This is a genomic window from Kocuria sp. HSID16901 (genome assembly GCF_003989425.1).
Lineage (GTDB): Bacteria > Actinomycetota > Actinomycetes > Actinomycetales > Micrococcaceae > Rothia > Rothia massiliensis.
In genome coordinates this window covers 60,864-79,305 of sequence record NZ_RBLM01000010.1, presented here as the reverse complement: position 1 = coordinate 79,305, position 18,442 = coordinate 60,864, and the positions used below count along the sequence as shown (strand labels likewise).

The following is an 18,442-nucleotide window of genomic DNA, read 5'->3' as shown; positions in this document are numbered from 1 at the left end:
GTACACCCGGTCTCATTCCGAACCCGGTAGTTAAGGCTCTTAGCGCTGATGGTACTGCACCCGGTAGGTGTGTGGGAGAGTAGGTCGCCGCCGAAAATATTTTTGTGGAGGAGAAGTGTTTGTGCCCCGTGTTGGGGTGTGGACGCTTCTCCTCCTTTTTCATTTAACACCCGTTTGGGATGGCCGCTCATGATGTGCTCGACCGCTCGGTCGTGAATTGGGCTGATGGCTCACGAGTCATGGGTAGGTGGGGAATTCCGACTTCGTCGAAGGCGGGTCCCGTTGTTCGGAAGCGGAATTGTTCGTACCACCGCTCAAGATATGCCTGTGCGTGGATGTGAATGGGTCGTCCGCTATTCGCCGCAATTGCCGCGCCCATGAGGCGCCTGGCAAGGCCCAAACCCCGATGCTCTCGCAATGTGGCCACGCGGCCGATCGATGCGGATCCGTCCTTACCAGTCATGACCCTCAGGGTAGAGACCGGAACACCGTCGCACGCTGCCCAGTACGTGGTCGTTGAATCCTCGAGGTCGACTCCATCGAGCTCGGGTTCATCCGTGATGCCTTGTTCCATGGCAAAGACCGCAAATCGCAATTGGGCGATGCCATAGGCGACGCGTGGGTCGAGGGAAAGCCACGCGCCGCTGTGCACGGTATAGGCTTCGTCGACAGGCGAGTGGGGCTGGCCGGCGTCGTAATTTTGCATAGGAACAGACTACATTTTCGCCCGTTATCTCTGTTTGAGTCGTCACCTTTTCAGCGGAATGTCGCTGAATGTCCGCGGTATTGCGGATTCTTTGAGCCTACTCTTCTGTGGAATTCGGATAAGTGGTGTAGGTTTCAGGGTGTTATCTCAACCGGGGAGAGGTTCTTGATTACAGCATTTGTAGTATGCGGTGTGCTCCTCGTTGTCCCCGGAGCATTGGTCGCGCTCTCCCTGCGAGTTCGGGGAATCGATGCACTGGCACTCTCGCCCGTGCTTTCTATGGGCGCCATAGGAGCGTCTGCACTCGTGGGAGGCCTGTTTGGCATTCCGTGGAGTCCGGGGACGCCTTTGATTGTCGGCCTGCTCGTAGCCCTGGTTTTGTGGTCTGGCTCGTGGGCTGTTCGCCGCATGCGCCCCCTGCCCGTGGAGACCACGTCACAGTCGTCTCACGCGTCTCGGGAGCCGCGACGCGGCGTCGGGGTCGGCGTGTGGCTCGGTTTAGTCGCGGCAATAGTTTTCGGCGTCTTCCATACTCTGAACCTCATTGACTGGAATATGGAGAATTTCTCCGACGCCTTTGACAACGTCTTTCACCTCAATGCCATCCGGTACGTGATGGATCACGAAAACGCTAGTCCCTTCTTCGTCAGTATGATGACGACGGGCGACCAGCCGCCATATTTTTACCCCGATGTTTGGCACGCACTGGGAGCCCTGATTGCCTCGTTTTCCGGCGTGAGTGTCCCGGCGGCCACGAATGTCATGACGATATGGCTGATTGCTGTGGTGTGGCCGCTGAGCATGATGTTCTTTGTGCGGACGCTCTCGCGCAATCGTTACGCATGGTTCTTGTCGGGGATATTGGCGAATGCATTCGCCGCATTCCCGTCGGTTTTGATGTTTTGGGGAATTCTGTACCCGAACATGATGGCGTACACCGTCGTTCCCGTCGTCCTCGGGCTAGGTGTCTGCGCTCTACGGCTCGGCTCGCCCGTTATTACTCGAGGCCGTGCGTTGGTGCTCACCGTGGGCGCGCTCGGCGGCATGGCATTGGCCCACCCCAGCGGTGTGCTGGTGTGTCTGGCTGTCATGCTTCCAGCCATGGTGTACCGCCTTGTGCTTCTGATCCGCTGGATTGTGAGGGGCACGTTTCCTCACCGTTCCTATCCGGCCATTGAAGCTCTCTTAGTCCTGATCTTCATGTCCGGCATCCCGATCATTTGGGTGCTGCTGCGGCCGGCGAATGCTGTTCCTCAGAATTACCCCATCACGCCGTTCGGAGAATCCGTTCTTCGCGTCTTGGCGATGGCTCCCGCTTTTGACGTGCCCGGATACAGTTCCTACCCGATCAGCATTCTCGCCGTAGCGATACTTCTGGTCGGGGCCGGCATCTTGGTCTCCCAACGCAAGAACCTGTGGCTTCTTGCCTCCTATGGGGTGGTTGGCCTTTTGCTGATTGCAGGGATGACCTTCAATTGGCCGATCCGCAACATCCTGACCGGGGCCTGGTACAACGACAGGTTCCGTGTTTCGGCCATACTCCCGATGGTCGGGATTCCCATCATTGCCCTCGGGTTCGGCGCATTATGTGTTCTCGTTCGGCGGCAGCTTCCCCAACTGTTGAGGAATATGCGAGTGAGCCGACGCCGCGCGATCAGCCGTAGCGTCGTCGTGGTGGTGGCCCTGGCGCTGTTTGTTCCGCTGGCGACCAACGACACCATGGTGTACACCGTGCGGCATGCACAGGATCGTTTTCGGGTCACCCCCACGTCGGAGATGGTCACGTCGGATCGGTACGACGTCATGAGTCACACCTCCGAGTACCTCGGGCCTGGGGAGAAAGTCCTCAATAATCCGTGGACGGGAGGGGGCATGGCCTATGGGCTCTTCGGGATCAACACGTCGTCTCACCACCTCCTGGAAAAGCTCGATGCCGACGACGCCTACCTTTCGGCGCACCTGAATGAAGCCTTCGTGGATCCTCAAGTGTGCAACCTCGTGACCCGCAATAAGGCGTACTACGTCTACGACTTTGCCGGACCGCCCTTCATGGGTAATTACGGCGGTCCCACCTTTGCGGGACTGGCGCGCCTCGAAACGTCGGGAATCACCACGACCGTGTACCAATCCGGAGAAGCAAGACTCTTACGCATCGATGCGTGCGGGTAAGGTCGGCCACGAACGGAGAGATCGTGAGGCAACCGGGTGTCTTTGGCACTAGGATGAGGAGAGTTTGCCTTGACCCAGCGCACTGAATGGAGGCCCCTGAGTCGATGGAATGGTTGAGTCTGACTCCGGGATTGCTCATAGGCGTCCTGGCACTGCTGGTGCCTGGGCTACTGGTGACTCTTGCCGCGCGGCTGAAGGGATTCGATGCGTTCGCCTTGGCGCCCGCCGTCTCTATAGCGATCATTGCCGTATCGGCGATCGTGGCCGGATCGCTCGGCATCGACTGGGCCCTCTGGGTTCCTCTGGCCGCGGGTGCCCTCGTGGCACTGGTTGCCGGCGGCGTTGTGGCGCTTGCTCGTCGACTCGGCATCGCGGACTTTCCCGGTGAGCGATCAGCGGCGGACTCGACTCCCCAACGCCGAGGACGCCGAGCTCCGTGGTCGGAAACCTCTGGCGCCCGCCGATGGATGCCAGCCGAACATCGAGGCGGCGTGCTGTCCCGCGGAAAGTGGTTCTCTCGAGGACAAGCCACGTACTGGGTCTCGTTCCTGGTCGCGGCCCTCCTCATGGCTCGCACCATCAAGAATTCCCTGGGCGGCCCGGAATGGTTTTCGCAGACCCTCGACAATAACTTCCATCTCAATGCGGTCCGCTTTATCGCTGAGACTCACAACGGTTCCTCGTTTTTCGTCAACGCGATGACGACGGGCCAGGGGCCGATTCCGTATTATCCGGCCGCCTGGCACGACTTTGTCTCGCTGATCTTCATGGGAACGGGTCAAGGCTCCGTTCCCGCGGCAACCAATGCTGCAATTTTCGCGATAGCGGGCATCGCGTGGCCGTTGTCCATGTTGTTCCTGGTCCGAGCCACCATGCGGTTCAACCTGCCGGCCGTTCTCGCCGCGGGACCGATCCTGACCGGATTTACCGCCTTTCCGTTTCTGCTGATCAAATTCGGGGTGCTGTACCCCAACTTCTTGGGGATTGCGCTATTGCCCGCTGGCGTGGGCATCGTGATCAATTTCTTCCGCATGTCTCGGGTTCGCCGCGTGGACACGGTGCAATGCATCGTGCTCGGTATCCCGGTGGCTCTGGGAGTGGGCCTGGCCCATCCGAACGCCCTGATGTCGCTTCTCGTCATCGCCGTGCCCGTGGCGGTGGTGCGCGCAGTGCTCCAAATCGGGGGTGGCATCATGCGCCGCTCTCGGTGGTGGGCGGTTCTGTTGCAGGTCGTCGCGATCGCCGCGCTCTTGGCGGCGGTGTGGTTCCTTTGGGGTGTTATTCGTCCCGCCCCGGGAGCCTCAACATGGGGCCCCTCGAGCTCGGATACGCTCGCCTTCGGTGAGGCTTTGGTCAATAGCCCGGTCAGCGAGGTCTCGCCACAGTGGGTGGTTTCGGCCCTCGTGGTGATCGGCGCGTTGGCCATCCTGTACGCCCGGCGTAACCACTGGCTCGTGCTCTCCTACGGCGTGCTGGTCTACTTCTACATCAGCGTCCGGTGGCTCAAATGGGACCAAGACCGCATGTGGATCACTGGAGTTTGGTACAACGATCCGTTCCGGGTGGCCGCCCTCCTGCCTGTTCTGGCCATTCCCTTGGCGGTCGTTGCCATTCACTGGCTCAGTGAAGCCTTGATGAACTCCCGGCTCAGCGCCAGGTGGTCGGGGCGGCGTCGTCCAGTGATGAAAAAAACCGTCGGGATCGTGGCGATGATTCTGCTCGCGGGATATACCCAGGCCGTCGGACCCATGAAAGAGATGGTGGGCCAGACCTACGCGACGTACCAACCGCGGGCCGATTCACAACTCATCACAACAGACGAACTCGACGTCATCGATCACGTGAATGCGCTCGTTCCCCGCGACCAAAAGATCGTGACCATGCCCTGGAACGGGGGAGGCCTCGCCTACGCGCTCGCGGGCCGTCACGTCACCGCCTCGCACGCCCTGTACATTCCGACGCCGTCGGTCGACATCATCAATCATTCACTCAACGAAGCCGGAAGCGATCCCAAGGTCTGCTCGGCCGTTCACCAGGAGAACGCGCGATATGTCCTGGATTTCGGGAAAAAAGAGGTGAACCACGGTGACCACAGTGGGCAGTACGCGGGACTCGCGGACCTCGAACAACGCGGCCTCGCCACTACGGTCTATCAGGCCGGGGACGCGAAGCTCCTGAAGATCACGGCGTGCGGCGAAAACTGACGATGGCCTGCGGCTTTGGACGGTACTCGGCGCTCATGGCGCCGCCACGCGCAAATACGGTCGCGGCCGGTGACCAGGTAGGCTGAGAGGACTATGGCTAACTCACCCGACGCTCAACGAACGCTGAGCTGCCTCATCATCATGCCCGCGTGGAATGAAGATGAAGTCATCGGATCGACCATCCGGGAGCTTCAATCCACCATGCCCGGCCACGATCTGCTGGTCGTCGACGACGGGTCGACCGACAACACGGCTCGCATTGCGCGCGCCGCGGGTGCCAGTGTGCTTCAGCTGCCGTACAACATGGGAGTCGGCGGAGCCATGCGCGCCGGGTTCAAGTACGCACAACGCCTGGACTACGACCGCGCGATCCAAGTGGATGCCGACGGCCAACACGACCCCCGGGACATCGAGCGAGTGCTCGCTGGATTGGATCACGCCGATATCTCCATCGGTGCCCGATTCGCCGAACGCGGCACCTATAAAGCCACTGGGCCGCGTCGATGGGCCATGAACCTGTTAGCCCTGATGTTTTCGCGGGTCGCCAAGACCCGCTTGACCGACGTGACGAGTGGTTTCCGGGCCGCTAACCGACGCGCGATCTCCCAGTACTGCCGGTACTTCCCGGCCGAATACTTAGGGGACACGATCGACTCCCTGGCGATGGCCTTGCGCGCCGGGCTTACGGTGACTCAAGTGCCCGTGGAAATGCGTGAGCGTCAAGCCGGAAAGCCGTCCAATAATCCGTATAAGGCCGCGATCTATTTGATCCGCTCCATGTTCGCCTTCTTCATTTCGATGACGCGCAAGCGCATGACCGTCAACGAGCCCGAGGGAGGCAGTGAATGACCACGGCATCCATTTTCTTTCTGATCCTGGGCCTGATCCTTGTGGTCTCGGTCCTGCGACTGGTCCGGAACCTCAAGCTGCGTGAGAAGTACGCGGCCCTGTGGCTGCTGACCGCTCTGGTCATCGCCGTCCTCATGGTGTTCCCCCGCCTGTTGGATAAGGTGGCCTCCCTGGTGGGAGTGGCCACCCCGGTCAACCTGCTGTTCCTCATCGGGTTGGTCTTGCTCTTGGGCGTGTGCCTGCACCTTTCCTTGGAGATTTCGCGACTGGAAGATGAAACGCGGGTTCTGGCCGAGGAAGCTGCTATCCAGCGCTCCTTGCTGAATCGCCAGCTCGAAGAGATCAGCCGCTTTCGTAATCCCACACAGGCCATGCCGATCGTCCAGGCCGAGGACGAAGGCCCCCACGACGTCAAAGCCCACGGCTCCAGCGCCGTTGGTGAGACGAAAGACCCTCGGGACGCGAGCCGCCCCGAGACCGTTTTTCCCCAACATCCGATACACGATGCCGAGTCCAACGACACCACGGAGAAGCCATGACCGTTGACATTTTGTTCCCCTACTACGGAGACGTTGCCCTCATGAAGCAGGCGGTTGAATCCGTGCTGCACCAGACGAGCGACGACTGGCGCTTGATCGTCGTCGACGACGGCTACCCCGACGAATCGATCCCCGGTTGGTTCGCTTCCCTCAACGATGAGCGCGTGACCTACATGCGCAATGAAAAGAACCTCGGTGCCAACGGGAACTACCGCAAGTGCCTGACCTTCGTCGAAAACGAACTCGTGGTGGTCATGGGCGCGGACGACGTCATGATGCCGAACTACATCGAGTGGTTCATTCGTGCCGCGGAAGAGCACCCCGAGGCCGGCATCTTCCAGCCCGGTGTGTTTGTGATCGACGAGAATAACGCTCCCTCGAACACGCTGGTGGAGAAGACCAAGGCGTTCTACCGTCCCAACAGCACCACGGTGCTTAAGGGCGAAGACCTCGCCGTGTCGATCCTTCGCGGCGACTGGCTGTACTTCCCGTCCCTCGGATGGCGAGCTGAGACCATCGTGGGCCTGGGCTTCCGGGAAGGCCTCGATGTCGTTCAGGACATGTGCCTGGTCATGGACGTGGCCATGTCCGGTGGCGCCTTGTTCTACGACGAGACCGCCGCCTTCATGTACCGCCGTCACAAGGCCTCCGACTCTTCGTGGCGTGCCCTGGACGGCACCCGCTTCGATGAGGAGCGCCGCTTCTTCGAAATGATGCGGGAAGAGATGTCGGCCCTCGGCTGGAATAAGGCTGCGAACGTCGCTCGCCTGCACCTCTCCTCCCGTCTGCACGCTGCGAGCCTTCTGCCCAAGGCCGCCAAGATCCAGAACTGGGGCGGGGTCAAGAACCTCGCGTCTCACCTGGTCAAATAGGGCCGCACGTGGATCGAGTCGGCGAAGGGGAGGCCCCCTACGCGAGCGGTATGGGCTCCGAGGTAACGGCAGAGAACAGTCCGGACCAGAAGTCCATCTCGAAACGGGAATCTTCGACGATCCTTCTGGCGTCGTTAATTTCCGCGGTCTCCGCGCTAGGGGCCACGTTCATCGCCAAGCACGCCCTGTCCGGTGAAGGGGTCACCGAATTCCTGGTGTTTTGGTCGGCCCTGTTCGGCATCTACGGCATCGTCTCGGGCGTGCAGCAAGAGACGACGCGCGCAGTCGGGGCGGCCGAGCTGAACCGACGTGTTGGCACGGGCCCTTCATCTGGCACCCGCGTGATGCTCGTGGCCGCCGGATTCGGCGTGGCCATTGCCGCGGTGGTCGGCCTCAGTTCCCCCTTCTGGGCCCAAAGCCAAGTGCCCACCGGAATGGGATGGGCCGTTTTCCTGATGTGCTTCGGCTCCTGCCTGTATGCGGTGCACGTCGCCATGAGCGGTGCCGCCGCGGGACGGCAGAAGTGGTTCCAATTTTCGGGACTCGGCGGTGGCGAGGCCGCGTCGCGCCTGATCGCCATGATCGTGGTCGCGCTCTTCGCCGGCTCGCTCGGTGGCCTCGAGGCCGCAACCGTCTCGCCCGTCCTGTTGTGGATTCTCATTGCGGCATTCACACGGGAAGGGCGCAAGACGTTTGCGGTTCGGGCCGACGTCGGCGCCGGACGATTCGTCCAGAACATTCTGTTTGCCATGGGCTCCTCGACTGCTTCGGCCGTGCTGATGGTGGGGCTCCCCGTGGTGCTCAAAGCCAGCGTGGGCGACGATGCCTCGAGCAACACGAAGATCGGGATGGGGGCGTTGATCCTCGCGATCTCGATTACCCGTTCGCCGATCATGATTCCCCTCCAGGCCTTCCAGGGAGTGGCGATCTCGGCATTTCTCAAGCAGCGACATCGCCCGGTTGCGGCGATGGCCAAACCGGTGGGCGCGCTGCTGGGCATTGGCGCGTTGGGTGCGGCCCTGGCCTGGGTCATTGGTCCGTGGCTGTTCTTCCTGATTTACGGGCCAAAGCCTGAAGAGGCGGCCGCGTATCACGAGGTGATCCACGGATGGCTTCTCGGATCCCTGACCTTCGGCTCGGCGATCATGGCTTTGCTCGTGCTCTCCGGGACTGCGGTCTTGGCACTGAACGCGCATCGGCTCTACATCATCGGTTGGGTGGTCGCTGCGATCCTCGCCGCCGCGCTCCTGTTCTTGCCGTTGGACCTCGTTCCTCGCACCGTCATCGCTCTCTACGTGGGGCCCGCCGTCGGGTTCGCGGTGCACCTCATCGGCATGGTCTTGATCTCGCGACGCACGCCGCGGCCCACGCCTTTGGAGGAGTCCGCGGCCGTGGACGGCTGAACGAATCTGCGGCAGACCACTACGCCATCTGGGCGGAAGTGCGCAATTTTCCGGCCCTGAGCAAACGCCCTGACGCGCAGCGCGAATTTCCTCATTTGAGGTGGGTATCCTTTGGGAGGTAAAGACAACCACAACGAGGTGGTGCAGTCTTCTAGGAAGGTAATTGACGTGCCCTTAAACCAGCAGCCCGGTTCCGATGAGACCGACAACCGTCAGCCACACAGTGGAAGTGGCGGAAGCGACTCCGGTGGACCCGAAGCCTGGATTAAAACCTATTATCAGCACGCAACGCAGGACGATCTGGCGGAATTCAGCGAAGAAGAGCTGACCCAGCGCGCCCGCTTGCACCGGCAGCTCGCCGAGACCCGCGAGCCTGGCGGAACGAACGTCGAGGTCGTGCACCACGGCAATTCGTGGATTCTCATGGTCGTCACCGACGACATGCCGTTCTTGGTCTCGACCGTGACGTCCGAGGTGGCCGCGCGTTATGGCGGATCGGACGCGTTGTTCCACCCGCTCTTCATCGTCAACCGCAATCGCGAGACCGGCGCCATCGAGGAGCTGCGCGGTCTGAACCTTAAGCAGCCGGTGGCCAGTGGCGACACGGCGGTATTGCCGTCGTTGGGCCGAGCAACAGGCCGAAACAGCGCGGTGGAGTCCTGGATTTCGGTGGAGCTTCTCGGGCGACAGTCCGAACAGACCGCGCAAGAGATCGCCCGCAGCGTCCGCACCGTCTTGGCCGATGTCCGCCACGCCAACGACGACGCCGAGGCCATCCGAGACAAAGTCATCGCCCTATCTGAACGAGTGGGTTCTCTCCCCGAGCCCGTTCGGACCGGTGGGTCGGAAGCGCCTGATGCCGCCGAGCACCCGCGCGTGGTTCAGGAATTCCTGAATTGGCTGGCCCGGGACAACTTCTTGTTCTTCGGATACAAGGAACGCGACCTGCGTGACGGTCCTGAAGGACCGAGCATTTGGGACCGCCCCGGAACCGGCCTCGGAATCCTCGCGGACCACTCCGAAAACGCCGACGAAACCGTGGGTCCCACCTGCAAGCACCTCACGGGCCTCTCTAAGGAGAACGCCCGCGATTCCAAGATCGTCTACATCACTAAGGCGAATTCTCGGTCGACCATTCACCGTCACGAATACCTCGACTACGTGGGTGTCCGCGACATTGATGCCAACGGCCGTGTGATCGGCGAATACGTGCTCTTGGGGTTGTTCTCCCTGCAGGCCTATTCCCTCCCGGCAACCGAAGCTCCCCTCATGCGTGAACGCGTCCGGGTGATCCGGAACCGCTTGGGCTTCCAGCCCGGTTCCCACTCGGATAAGACCCTCACCGGCATGATCGAGGATTACCCGCGCCTGGAGATGCTTCAGGCCGATCAAGACAGTCTCACCGAGACTTTCGCCGGCATCATTGGGTTGGAAGAACGTCGTCGTACGCGGTTGTTCCTTCGACCGGACGAATTCGGTCGTTTCGTCTCAGCCGTGGTCTTCCTGCCGCGAGACCGCTACAGCACCAGCGTCCGATTGCGCATCGAGAAGGTTCTCAACGAGACCATGGATTTGGCCTCGATCGACTTCGAAATCCGCCACTCCGCCTCGGCACTGGCGCGGTTGTTCTTGCGCTTGCGTCTCACCGAGCCGAATCACATCCCCGACGTCGATGTGGACGCCCTGGAGAAGAGGCTTCAGGAGGCGACCCGTTCCTGGCCTGAGGCACTGGAAGAGGCAATCGGCGCACAGAACATGCAATTGGCCTCTCGATGGGTCAACGCGGCACCGGTGACCTACCGCGCCGACTACGACATCGCCGAGGCCGTCGCCGACGCCGGAATCTTCGAAGAGCTCGAATCGGCCGGTCCCGAGCGCCCTGCGGCCGTGCGGATCCACGGCACCGGGCCCGACGCCGCGGCGAACGGGGTCAAAAACGAGTACCGGCTCAAGACGTACCTCCGCGAACCGAAGACTTTGACCGAGCTTCTGCCGATCATGCAGAACCTCGGGCTCACCGTCGTCGACCAGAAGCCTTACGATCTCACGACCGCCGATGGCCGCAACTTCTTGCTCTACGACTTTGGGGTGACCTTCCCCGAGGGCGTCCGTCCTGAGGACATCGGCGACCTTTATGAGCAGGCCTTGTGCGCCGTTCTGGCCGGTCGTGCGGAGTCTGACTCGCTGGACCGTCTCGTGCTCGGCGAGAAATTGCCGTGGCACACGGTCTCGGTCTTGCGCGCCTACGTGCGGTACCTGGTCCAGCTCGGCACGGGTCTCTCACAGAGCTTCATGGCTGACACTTTGTTGGCGAACCCCGCGGTGACCCGCCTGGTGGTCCGGCTGTTCGAGTCCAGCTTCGATCCCGCCACGGGAGAGTCGACCGAACAGCGTCAGGCCCGCCGCGCGGAGATCCTTTCCGAGATCGACGACGCCCTCAACCAGGTGCCCACCCTCGACGCCGACAAGATGCTGCGCGCCCTGACGGAGGTCGTGGCCGCCACCGTCCGGACGAACGCGTACGTCGGGCACGATTCCATCGCCGTCAAGCTTCTGCCACAGAAGATCAGCTCGGCTCCGCTGCCGCGTCCCGAATACGAAATTTGGGTGTACTCGCCCCGCGTTGAAGGTGTGCACCTGCGCTTTGGTGACATCGCGCGCGGTGGATTGCGCTGGTCGGACCGTCGTGAAGACTTCCGCACCGAGGTGCTCGGGCTGGTCAAAGCCCAGATGGTGAAGAACGCCGTGATTGTGCCGACGGGCGCCAAGGGTGGCTTCTTCGCCAAGCAACTCCCGGACCCCTCGAAGGACCGCGAGGCCTGGATGACCGAAGGCAGGGGAGCCTACAGCCTGTTCATCCGGTCCCTGCTCGACGTCACGGATAACTTGGTGACCGACGAGGCGGGTCAGGAAAACGTGGTGACCCCGCACGACGTCGTCGCGCTCGACGGCCACGACACCTACCTGGTGGTGGCCGCGGATAAGGGTACGGCTTCGTTCTCAGACCTGGCGAACTCGATCTCTCAGGAGTACGGCTTCTGGTTGGGCGATGCTTTCGCCTCGGGTGGCTCGGTCGGTTACGACCACAAGGCCATGGGCATTACCGCTCGTGGCGCGTGGGAATCGGTCAAGCGGCACTTTGCCGAGCTTGGCATCGATTGCCAGAACGAAGAATTCACCGCCGTGGGCGTGGGCGACATGTCCGGTGACGTGTTCGGCAATGGTCTATTGCGCTCCGAGCACACCAAGCTCGTGGCTGCCTTCGATCACCGGGACATCTTCATCGACCCCAACCCGGATCCGGCGACCTCCTTTGCCGAACGTCAGCGGCTGTACGACACCCCGCGTTCCTCGTGGCAGGACTACGATCGTTCGCTGATCTCGGCGGGCGGTGGCGTGTTCTCCCGCGCGGAGAAGTCGATCGAGCTAACCCCGGAGATCCGTGCGGCCCTGGGGCTTTCGGAAGGCGTCACGCGGTTGGCGCCCGCCGACCTGGTCTCCGCGATCCTTAAGGCTCCGGTGGACCTCTTGTACAACGGCGGGATCGGCACCTACGTCAAGGCTGCTTCCGAGACCCACGGCGAGGTCGGGGATAAGGCCAACGACGTTCTGCGCGTCAACGGCGAGGACCTGCGGGTGCGCGTGATTGGCGAGGGCGGAAACCTTGGCATGACCCAGCTTGGCCGCATCGAAGCCGCCCGCAAGGGAATCTTGGTCAACACGGACGCCATCGACAACTCGGCCGGCGTGGAAACCTCCGACCGTGAGGTCAACATCAAGATCCTGGTGGATCGACTGGTCGCCAAGGGTCTCTTGGATCCGGCCGAGCGCGCGTCGTTCATTGAGGCACAGACCGACGCCGTCCGCACGCTGGTGTTGGAGACCAACCGCGAGCAAAACGGCCTGTTGCAGGCTGAGCGGATGGGTACGATGCCGACCAACACCACCGCGGCACGCCTGATGGATCACCTCGAAGACAACGCGGGTCTCAACCGAGAGATCGAGTTCCTACCTTCGGACGATGAGCTTGAGGAGCGCATCGCGCAGGGGTGGGGTTTGACCGGTCCGGAGCTCGCGGTGCTGACGGCGTACGTCAAGATTCACCTGACCAGCGCCCTGCTCGAGAGCGGCTTCGGCGATGACCCGTGGCTCGAAAATATCTTGGACGAATACTTCCCCGAGGCCGTGACCAGCCGCTTCGGAGAGTATCTGGCCGAGCACCCGTTGCGTCGGGAGATCATTTGCACGCGCGTGGCCAACGAAATGGTCGACGTCGCCGGGATCACCTACGCTTACCGGGCCATCGAGGAAACCGGGGCTTCGGCGGCGACCGTGGCGAGCGCGTTCCTGGTGACTCGCGAACTCTTCCACATTCGCGAGCTCATGGCTGCGCACCGCGATTTGCCGGCCAGCATTGACCTTTCCGCGTGGAGGTCGATTGCCCGCGAAATTCAGCGTGTGATTGACCGTGCGACTCGTTGGCTCATCAACGAAGGATCGTTGGCGACCGGCGACCTGCGCCATGAGGTTCCGGAGAACGTGCAGATCAAGGCCGTGATCGACCGGTTTGCGTCGGCCTTGGAGCTGGCCCCCGAGGTCCCGAGCCTGTTGGGCGAGAAGGCCGCTGCGCAGCTTCGCGAACGGGAGCAGAAGGCCCTCTCCTGGAACATTCCGGCGGGGCTTGCCGCTCAGTGGGCCCGCTTGCTGGACGTCTTCCCGCTCATGGATATTGCCGTGCTCGACGAGGAGACGGAGTGCGACCTGCGCGGTTCCGCGGTGCTGTACTACGCGTTGTCGGACCGGTTCAACATCGACCGGTTGCTTGCGGCCGTGTCGCGTTTGCCGCGGAGCGACCGGTGGGAGACTCTGGCGCGCTCGTCCTTGCGGTCGGATCTGTACGAGACCGTCGCCGCGTTGACCGTCACCGTGGCCCGGGAAATTTCGCACGGGGAACTGAACGGCGGATCGGTTTCGTGGCCGAAGGATCCCGCCGCGGCCCATGAGGTTGTGGCTGCTTGGGAAGAGCAGCATCCCGTGCATTCCTCCCGCATCGAGCGTCTCATGGGAGAGCTCGGCCAGGAGCTGGAGGGCCATGATGTTGCGCCGCGGTTGGCGACGCTCTCCGTGGCGGTGCGCACCCTGCGCGGCCTGATCTAGCGGAAGAACCCTCGGGGCTCGAGGCTCCGCACGACGGCGCGATGGCTGAGGTCATCGCGCCGTCGTGCGTTAACGGAAGCTATCCGGGTGGCCCGCAACGGGGGACGTTCTACCGGCCGCTCACGAGGATAAACACCACGGCGATGACGGACATGACCGCTACGGCCAGGCTGGCTAGCCCGACCGCGAGGGGGTCGGCATGCAATTGCCCGCGCCGAAGGCCGTGAGATTGGCGGCGGTACCGGCGTCGTTGCGTGAGGTAGATGCCGGTGCTCGTCAGAGCGGCCACCAGGCTGAGTATGACGACCCACGGCCCGAAGGTTGGCACCCAACGGAGAAAGGAGGCTCCGATCACCCCCACCGCGAGCACCGTTCGGCCCCACGCGAGCACGGTCCGCTCGGGCTGGAGGCCGGGGTCGGCGGGTTCGGTGAGCTGGTCTGGCAGGTGACCCTGGCTCGAAGGAGACGGTGAGGGGGTCACCGCAAGACCATCACGAGGATCAAGCACGCGGCCACCGTAGCGCCCAGGCTGAGCAAGGGGACAATGAGCGGAAGGCTCAGGGGCCTGCCGTGTCGCAAACGGTTCTCGGTGCGCCACCATCGGACGGCCGCGCCCAGGCTGACGAGGAACGCCAGCGCGATCACCAGAACGGCTAGGCCACGGTGCAGAGCCTCGGGGAAGATCCCACTGGCGATGGCTTCAAGCGCGATGCCGCCGGCCAAAAAGGCTAACGCGGTACGGATCCAGGCCAAGAACGTTCGCTCATTGGCCAAGGTGAACCGGGGGTCCGGCTCCTCGCCACCAGGGAGAAGAGTCCGGGATATTCGGTCGCGCCGTTCGTGCTCTTCGCTCATGAATCCTCCAGGTCGATGCCTGCCTCACACTATATTGCGCCCCGTAACCTGAAGGGTCGATCTCGCCTGAACCAGCCGTGAATTCGCGGGCGATGGCCGGCGTAGCCTGCGTAACGTGCGCCCCACATGCTGAAACGGGATGACTGTGCCCGCCGTCATCCCCGTACCCTGAAAACAGTGTTACGTGGACCACCACGGTGGTCGTCGCCGGAATCGAAAGGAACGCGCATGGCTGGAAACGAGAAGATCGACATCGTGGCGGAACGAGTCCACTTCACGTTCCCCGAAGAGAGGCTCGATGCCAAGGCCCTTAGCCAGCTGGCGGAACCCGGCGCGGAGCATCCCTCGGCGTTACGTCTGGTCCACGGCACGGATAAGGGCTCCGACGAGGCGTCCGAGACTCAGCTTCGGTTGCACGTGTACCTGAGGGAAGCCATTCCGCTCGCCGAGCTCCTTCCCACCCTGCACAACCTGGGGTTGCACGTGATCGATCAGGTCCCGTACCGGGTCAAAGTCGACGACGGCGCCGTCGTTCACCTTTACGACTTTGGGGTGTCCTTCCCCGACGGCGTCGATCCGGACGAGGTTCTCCCGCTCTTGGACGATGCGTTGTGCGCGGCTTTGACGGGCCGAACTGAGGCGGGGGCGGCCAACAGGCTGGTCATGTTCGAGGCGCTCCCGTGGCGCACCGTCGCCGTGCTGCGAGCCTACTGCCGGTATTTGGCGCAGCTCGGTACGGGCTACAGCACCTCATTCATGGCCGACACCCTGATCCACAATGCCGCGGTCACCCGTCTTCTTGTCGAGCTCTTCGAGGCCGGTCACGACCCCGAGCACGGGGAAAACCTCACCAAGGACCAGCGTCGTCAAGAGCAGGAGTCGATCCGTCAGCGGATTGGGGAAGCGCTCGACGACGTCGACGGACTGAAGGAAGACGAATTCTTACGGACGCTGACCGACGTCGTCTCCGCGACCGTTCGAACGAACGCATACTTGGGCCAGGAAACCATCGCCCTGAAGCTGCACCCGCGCGAGATCGAGGCGGCGTCCCTGCCTCGTCCGGCCTACGAAATCTGGGTTTATGCGCCGCGCGTTGAGGGTGTGCATCTGCGCTTCGGCGCGATCGCTCGCGGAGGTTTGCGCTGGTCCGACCGTCGGCACGATTTCCGGACCGAGATCCTTGGGCTGGTCAAGGCGCAGATGACCAAGAATTCCGTGATTATTCCGACCGGAGCTAAGGGAGGATTCTTCCCCAAGAACGCTCCCGGTCGCGACGAAGACCCGGACGGCTACCAGCGCGAGGGCGAAGAGTCCTACCGGTTATTCATTCAGTCCCTTCTGGACGTGACCGACAATCTCGAGACCAACGCAACCGGTGAGCACGAAGTGGTGCACCCCGACGGCGTCGTGATTCTGGACGGCCCGGACCATTACCTCGTGGTCGCGGCGGATAAGGGAACGGCGACGTTCTCGGACTTCGCGAACTCGATCTCCCAAGAGAATGGCTTCTGGCTGGGGGATGCCTTTGCCTCGGGCGGATCGGTCGGGTTCGACCATAAAGACATGGGCATCACCGCGAAGGGCGCGTGGGAATCGGTCAAACGACATTTCGCGTCGCTCGGGGTGGACTGCCAGAGTGAGCCCTTTACGGCGGTCGGCATCGGAGGCATGGCGGGCGACGTCTTCGGCAACGGAATGCTGCTCTCGGAGCACACGCGCTTGGTCGCCGCATTCGACAGCCGCCACATCTTTATCGACCCCAATCCGGACGCCGCCCGCTCCTTCCAGGAACGTCAGAGGCTCTTTGACCTCCCCCGGCCGTACTGGACGGACTACGACGAATCGCTGATTTCCGAGGGCGGCGGTGTCTTCAAGCGCACGGAGAAATCCATTCGCGTTACGCCGCAGATGCGCGAGGCCCTGGGGCTGGACGACGAGATCACGAGCCTCTCTCCGGCGCGCATGGTTTCGGCCATCCTGAAGGCGCCCGTGGACTTGCTGTACACCGGCGGCGCGGGCACCTATGTGAAAGCGTCCGACGAGCGCGACCGAGATGCCGGCGATGCGGACAATGATCCGTTGCGCATCGACGCTTCGGAATTGCGGGTCCGCGTGGTGGGCGAGGGAGGAAACCTGGGCCTGACCCAGCGCGCTCGCATCGAGGCCGCCCAACGCGGCGTCTTGGTCAATACCGACGCGGTGGATAACTCCGCGGGTGTGGAAACCTCCGATCGCGAGGTCAACCTCAAGATCCTGGTGGACCGGTTGGTCGAGAAGTCGCACTTGGACCCGGAGGAAAGGGCCGAATTCATCGAGGCTCAGGTCGAGGAGGTCGGTCATAGGGTCTTGCGAAGCAATGGCGACCAGAACATCGTCTTGCAGGCAGAACGCCTCGGAACCCGCCCGACCAACAGCTCTGCCTCGCGTTTCCTCCATTACTTGGAGGAGCATGCCGAGTTGAATCGTGCGGTCGAGTTCTTGCCGTCCGACGAGGAACTCGCGCGGCGTCGAGAGCAGGGAGAGCTCCTGACGCTCCCCGAACTGTCCGTGATGCTCGCGTACTCCAAGATCGAAGCCACCCAAGCTCTTCTGGACGACGATTTCGGCCGTGATCCTTGGTTGGCCCAGATCTTGCGGGAGTATTTCCCGAGCGCCGTGACCGAGCGCTTCGGGGATCACTTTGAGTCCCATCCTCTGCGTCGAGAAATCATCTGCACGCGAGTGGCCAACGAGATGATCGACACCGCGGGGATCGTCTTTGTGCAACGCATTGTGGAGGAAACCGGTGCCAGCGCATCGACCGTGGCGAGCGCCTTCCTCGTGGTGTGTGAGCTCTTCGACCTTCCACACTTGCGCGAGCTACACCGGAATATCCCGGCGGACACCGACCCGGAGGCGTGGCGCGCCGTTATCCAAGGCATCCAGCGGTTCACGGATCGAGCGGTGCGTTGGGTGGTTCGGAACGGGCTGGTATCACCGTCCGAAGAGGGCGGTGACGAGGTCATTGAGCCTGCGATCCAGCGGTTGCGACCCGGCGTCGACGTGGTGGATGAGCTGACGGACCTTTTGTCCGACGAGGCGGTTCAGGAACTTCGCGAGCGGGAGGAGGAAGGCTCATCGTGGGGGCTGCCGAAGGAGCTCGCGACGTCGTGGGCCCGCTTCTGGGCGGTGCTCCCATTGCTCGACGTCAGTTTGGTGGCGGAGGCGACCGGCGTCAAAGCGAAGGAAGCTGCGTTGGTCTACTTCGCGGTGTATGAGCGGTACTCGATGCACGAATTGCTGTCCGCCGTGACCGATCTGCCGCGGGTGGATCGGTGGGAGTCGGTATTGCGCGCGAGTTTGCGGGCCGACGTGTACCGGGCGGCCGAGATGCTGACCGAGTGGGTCGTGGAAGGCCTTTCTCAGGCGGGCACGTCCTTGCCGGAGGATCCCGAGAGTGCTCGGAAGGCGCTTCTGACGTGGGAGGAAGATCATCCGGCCGTCGCATCGGGCCTGGCGCGCGTGACCCGCGACATGGCCGACGACATTCGCAAGGCCGCGGAGGACGAAGCCGAGGTGAACGTCGCGACCATTTCGGTGGCCGTGCGCACCCTGCTGAATCCGCGAGGCGACATCTGAGTTCGACCGGAGGGGCCGCTGACCTTGTTGGTCGGCGGCCCTGTCTGCGAGACCCACGCCATGAATAGAG

General features: G+C 62.6%; 11 protein-coding genes and 1 rRNA gene. 9 read left to right on the top strand and 3 right to left on the bottom strand.

Annotated features, from left to right (window positions below; genetic code table 11):
- Positions 1-96 (top strand): 5S ribosomal RNA (rrf, locus tag D8M21_RS10750); the annotation flags it as partial.
- A 91-nt stretch (positions 97-187) separates the two neighbouring features.
- Here the strand turns inward: rrf and D8M21_RS10745 are convergent.
- On the bottom strand, positions 188-706 hold the full coding sequence (locus D8M21_RS10745; RefSeq protein WP_082156897.1) for a GNAT family N-acetyltransferase: 519 nt from the start codon (positions 704-706) through the stop codon (positions 188-190).
- A gap of 165 nt (positions 707-871) precedes the next feature.
- On the opposite strand from D8M21_RS10745, the gene D8M21_RS10740 reads away from it, so the two are divergent.
- From D8M21_RS10740 to D8M21_RS10710, 7 genes are all read left to right on the top strand, one after another.
- Positions 872-2,875 (top strand): DUF6541 family protein, encoded by a 2,004-nt coding sequence (locus D8M21_RS10740; protein WP_126855862.1) that lies wholly within the window; start codon positions 872-874, stop codon positions 2,873-2,875.
- Positions 2,876-2,979: 104 nt separating this feature from the next.
- Entirely contained in the window at positions 2,980-5,079 is a 2,100-nt protein-coding gene (locus tag D8M21_RS10735) for a DUF6541 family protein (RefSeq protein WP_126855861.1), read from the top strand.
- A gap of 93 nt (positions 5,080-5,172) precedes the next feature.
- Positions 5,173-5,928, top strand: coding sequence for a glycosyltransferase family 2 protein (locus D8M21_RS10730; protein WP_048683359.1), 756 nt, complete (start codon positions 5,173-5,175; stop codon positions 5,926-5,928).
- Entirely contained in the window at positions 5,925-6,467 is a 543-nt protein-coding gene (locus tag D8M21_RS10725; protein WP_065424327.1) for a DUF2304 domain-containing protein, read from the top strand. Before D8M21_RS10730 ends, D8M21_RS10725 begins: the two co-directional genes overlap by 4 nt.
- Positions 6,464-7,339, top strand: a complete 876-nt coding sequence (locus tag D8M21_RS10720; RefSeq protein ID WP_048683357.1) for a glycosyltransferase family 2 protein — start codon at positions 6,464-6,466, stop codon at positions 7,337-7,339. The genes D8M21_RS10725 and D8M21_RS10720 overlap by 4 nt, the downstream gene beginning before the upstream one ends.
- 8 nt (positions 7,340-7,347) lie before the next feature.
- Complete coding sequence (locus D8M21_RS10715) at positions 7,348-8,742, top strand: hypothetical protein (protein ID WP_238651375.1); 1,395 nt, start codon at positions 7,348-7,350, stop codon at positions 8,740-8,742.
- 168 nt (positions 8,743-8,910) lie between these two features.
- A complete protein-coding gene (locus tag D8M21_RS10710; RefSeq protein WP_082156896.1) occupies positions 8,911-13,899 on the top strand; it encodes an NAD-glutamate dehydrogenase in 4,989 nt (1,662 codons plus the stop codon).
- Between the two features lie 109 nt (positions 13,900-14,008).
- Here the strand turns inward: D8M21_RS10710 and D8M21_RS10705 are convergent, their stop codons facing one another.
- Both D8M21_RS10705 and D8M21_RS10700 read right to left on the bottom strand, forming a co-directional pair.
- Positions 14,009-14,407, bottom strand: coding sequence for a DUF202 domain-containing protein (locus tag D8M21_RS10705; RefSeq protein WP_174229723.1), 399 nt, complete (start codon positions 14,405-14,407; stop codon positions 14,009-14,011).
- Complete coding sequence (locus D8M21_RS10700; protein WP_048683351.1) at positions 14,377-14,754, bottom strand: YidH family protein; 378 nt, start codon at positions 14,752-14,754, stop codon at positions 14,377-14,379. Before D8M21_RS10700 ends, D8M21_RS10705 begins: the two co-directional genes overlap by 31 nt.
- A gap of 228 nt (positions 14,755-14,982) precedes the next feature.
- On the opposite strand from D8M21_RS10700, the gene D8M21_RS10695 reads away from it, so the two are divergent.
- Positions 14,983-18,372 carry an NAD-glutamate dehydrogenase domain-containing protein gene (locus D8M21_RS10695; protein WP_053090034.1) on the top strand — a complete coding sequence of 1,130 codons (3,390 nt, stop codon included), beginning with the start codon at positions 14,983-14,985 and terminating at the stop codon, positions 18,370-18,372.
- The last annotated feature ends 70 nt before the right edge of the window (positions 18,373-18,442 follow it).

Coding starts and splice junctions, on each gene's coding strand:
- D8M21_RS10745 (WP_082156897.1), bottom strand. CDS start 706: ATGCAAAATTACGACGCCGGCCAGCCCCACTCGCCTGTCGACGAAGCC.
- D8M21_RS10735 (WP_126855861.1), top strand. CDS start 2,980: ATGGAATGGTTGAGTCTGACTCCGGGATTGCTCATAGGCGTCCTGGCA.
- D8M21_RS10730 (WP_048683359.1), top strand. CDS start 5,173: ATGGCTAACTCACCCGACGCTCAACGAACGCTGAGCTGCCTCATCATC.
- D8M21_RS10725 (WP_065424327.1), top strand. CDS start 5,925: ATGACCACGGCATCCATTTTCTTTCTGATCCTGGGCCTGATCCTTGTG.
- D8M21_RS10720 (WP_048683357.1), top strand. CDS start 6,464: ATGACCGTTGACATTTTGTTCCCCTACTACGGAGACGTTGCCCTCATG.
- D8M21_RS10700 (WP_048683351.1), bottom strand. CDS start 14,754: ATGAGCGAAGAGCACGAACGGCGCGACCGAATATCCCGGACTCTTCTC.
- D8M21_RS10695 (WP_053090034.1), top strand. CDS start 14,983: ATGGCTGGAAACGAGAAGATCGACATCGTGGCGGAACGAGTCCACTTC.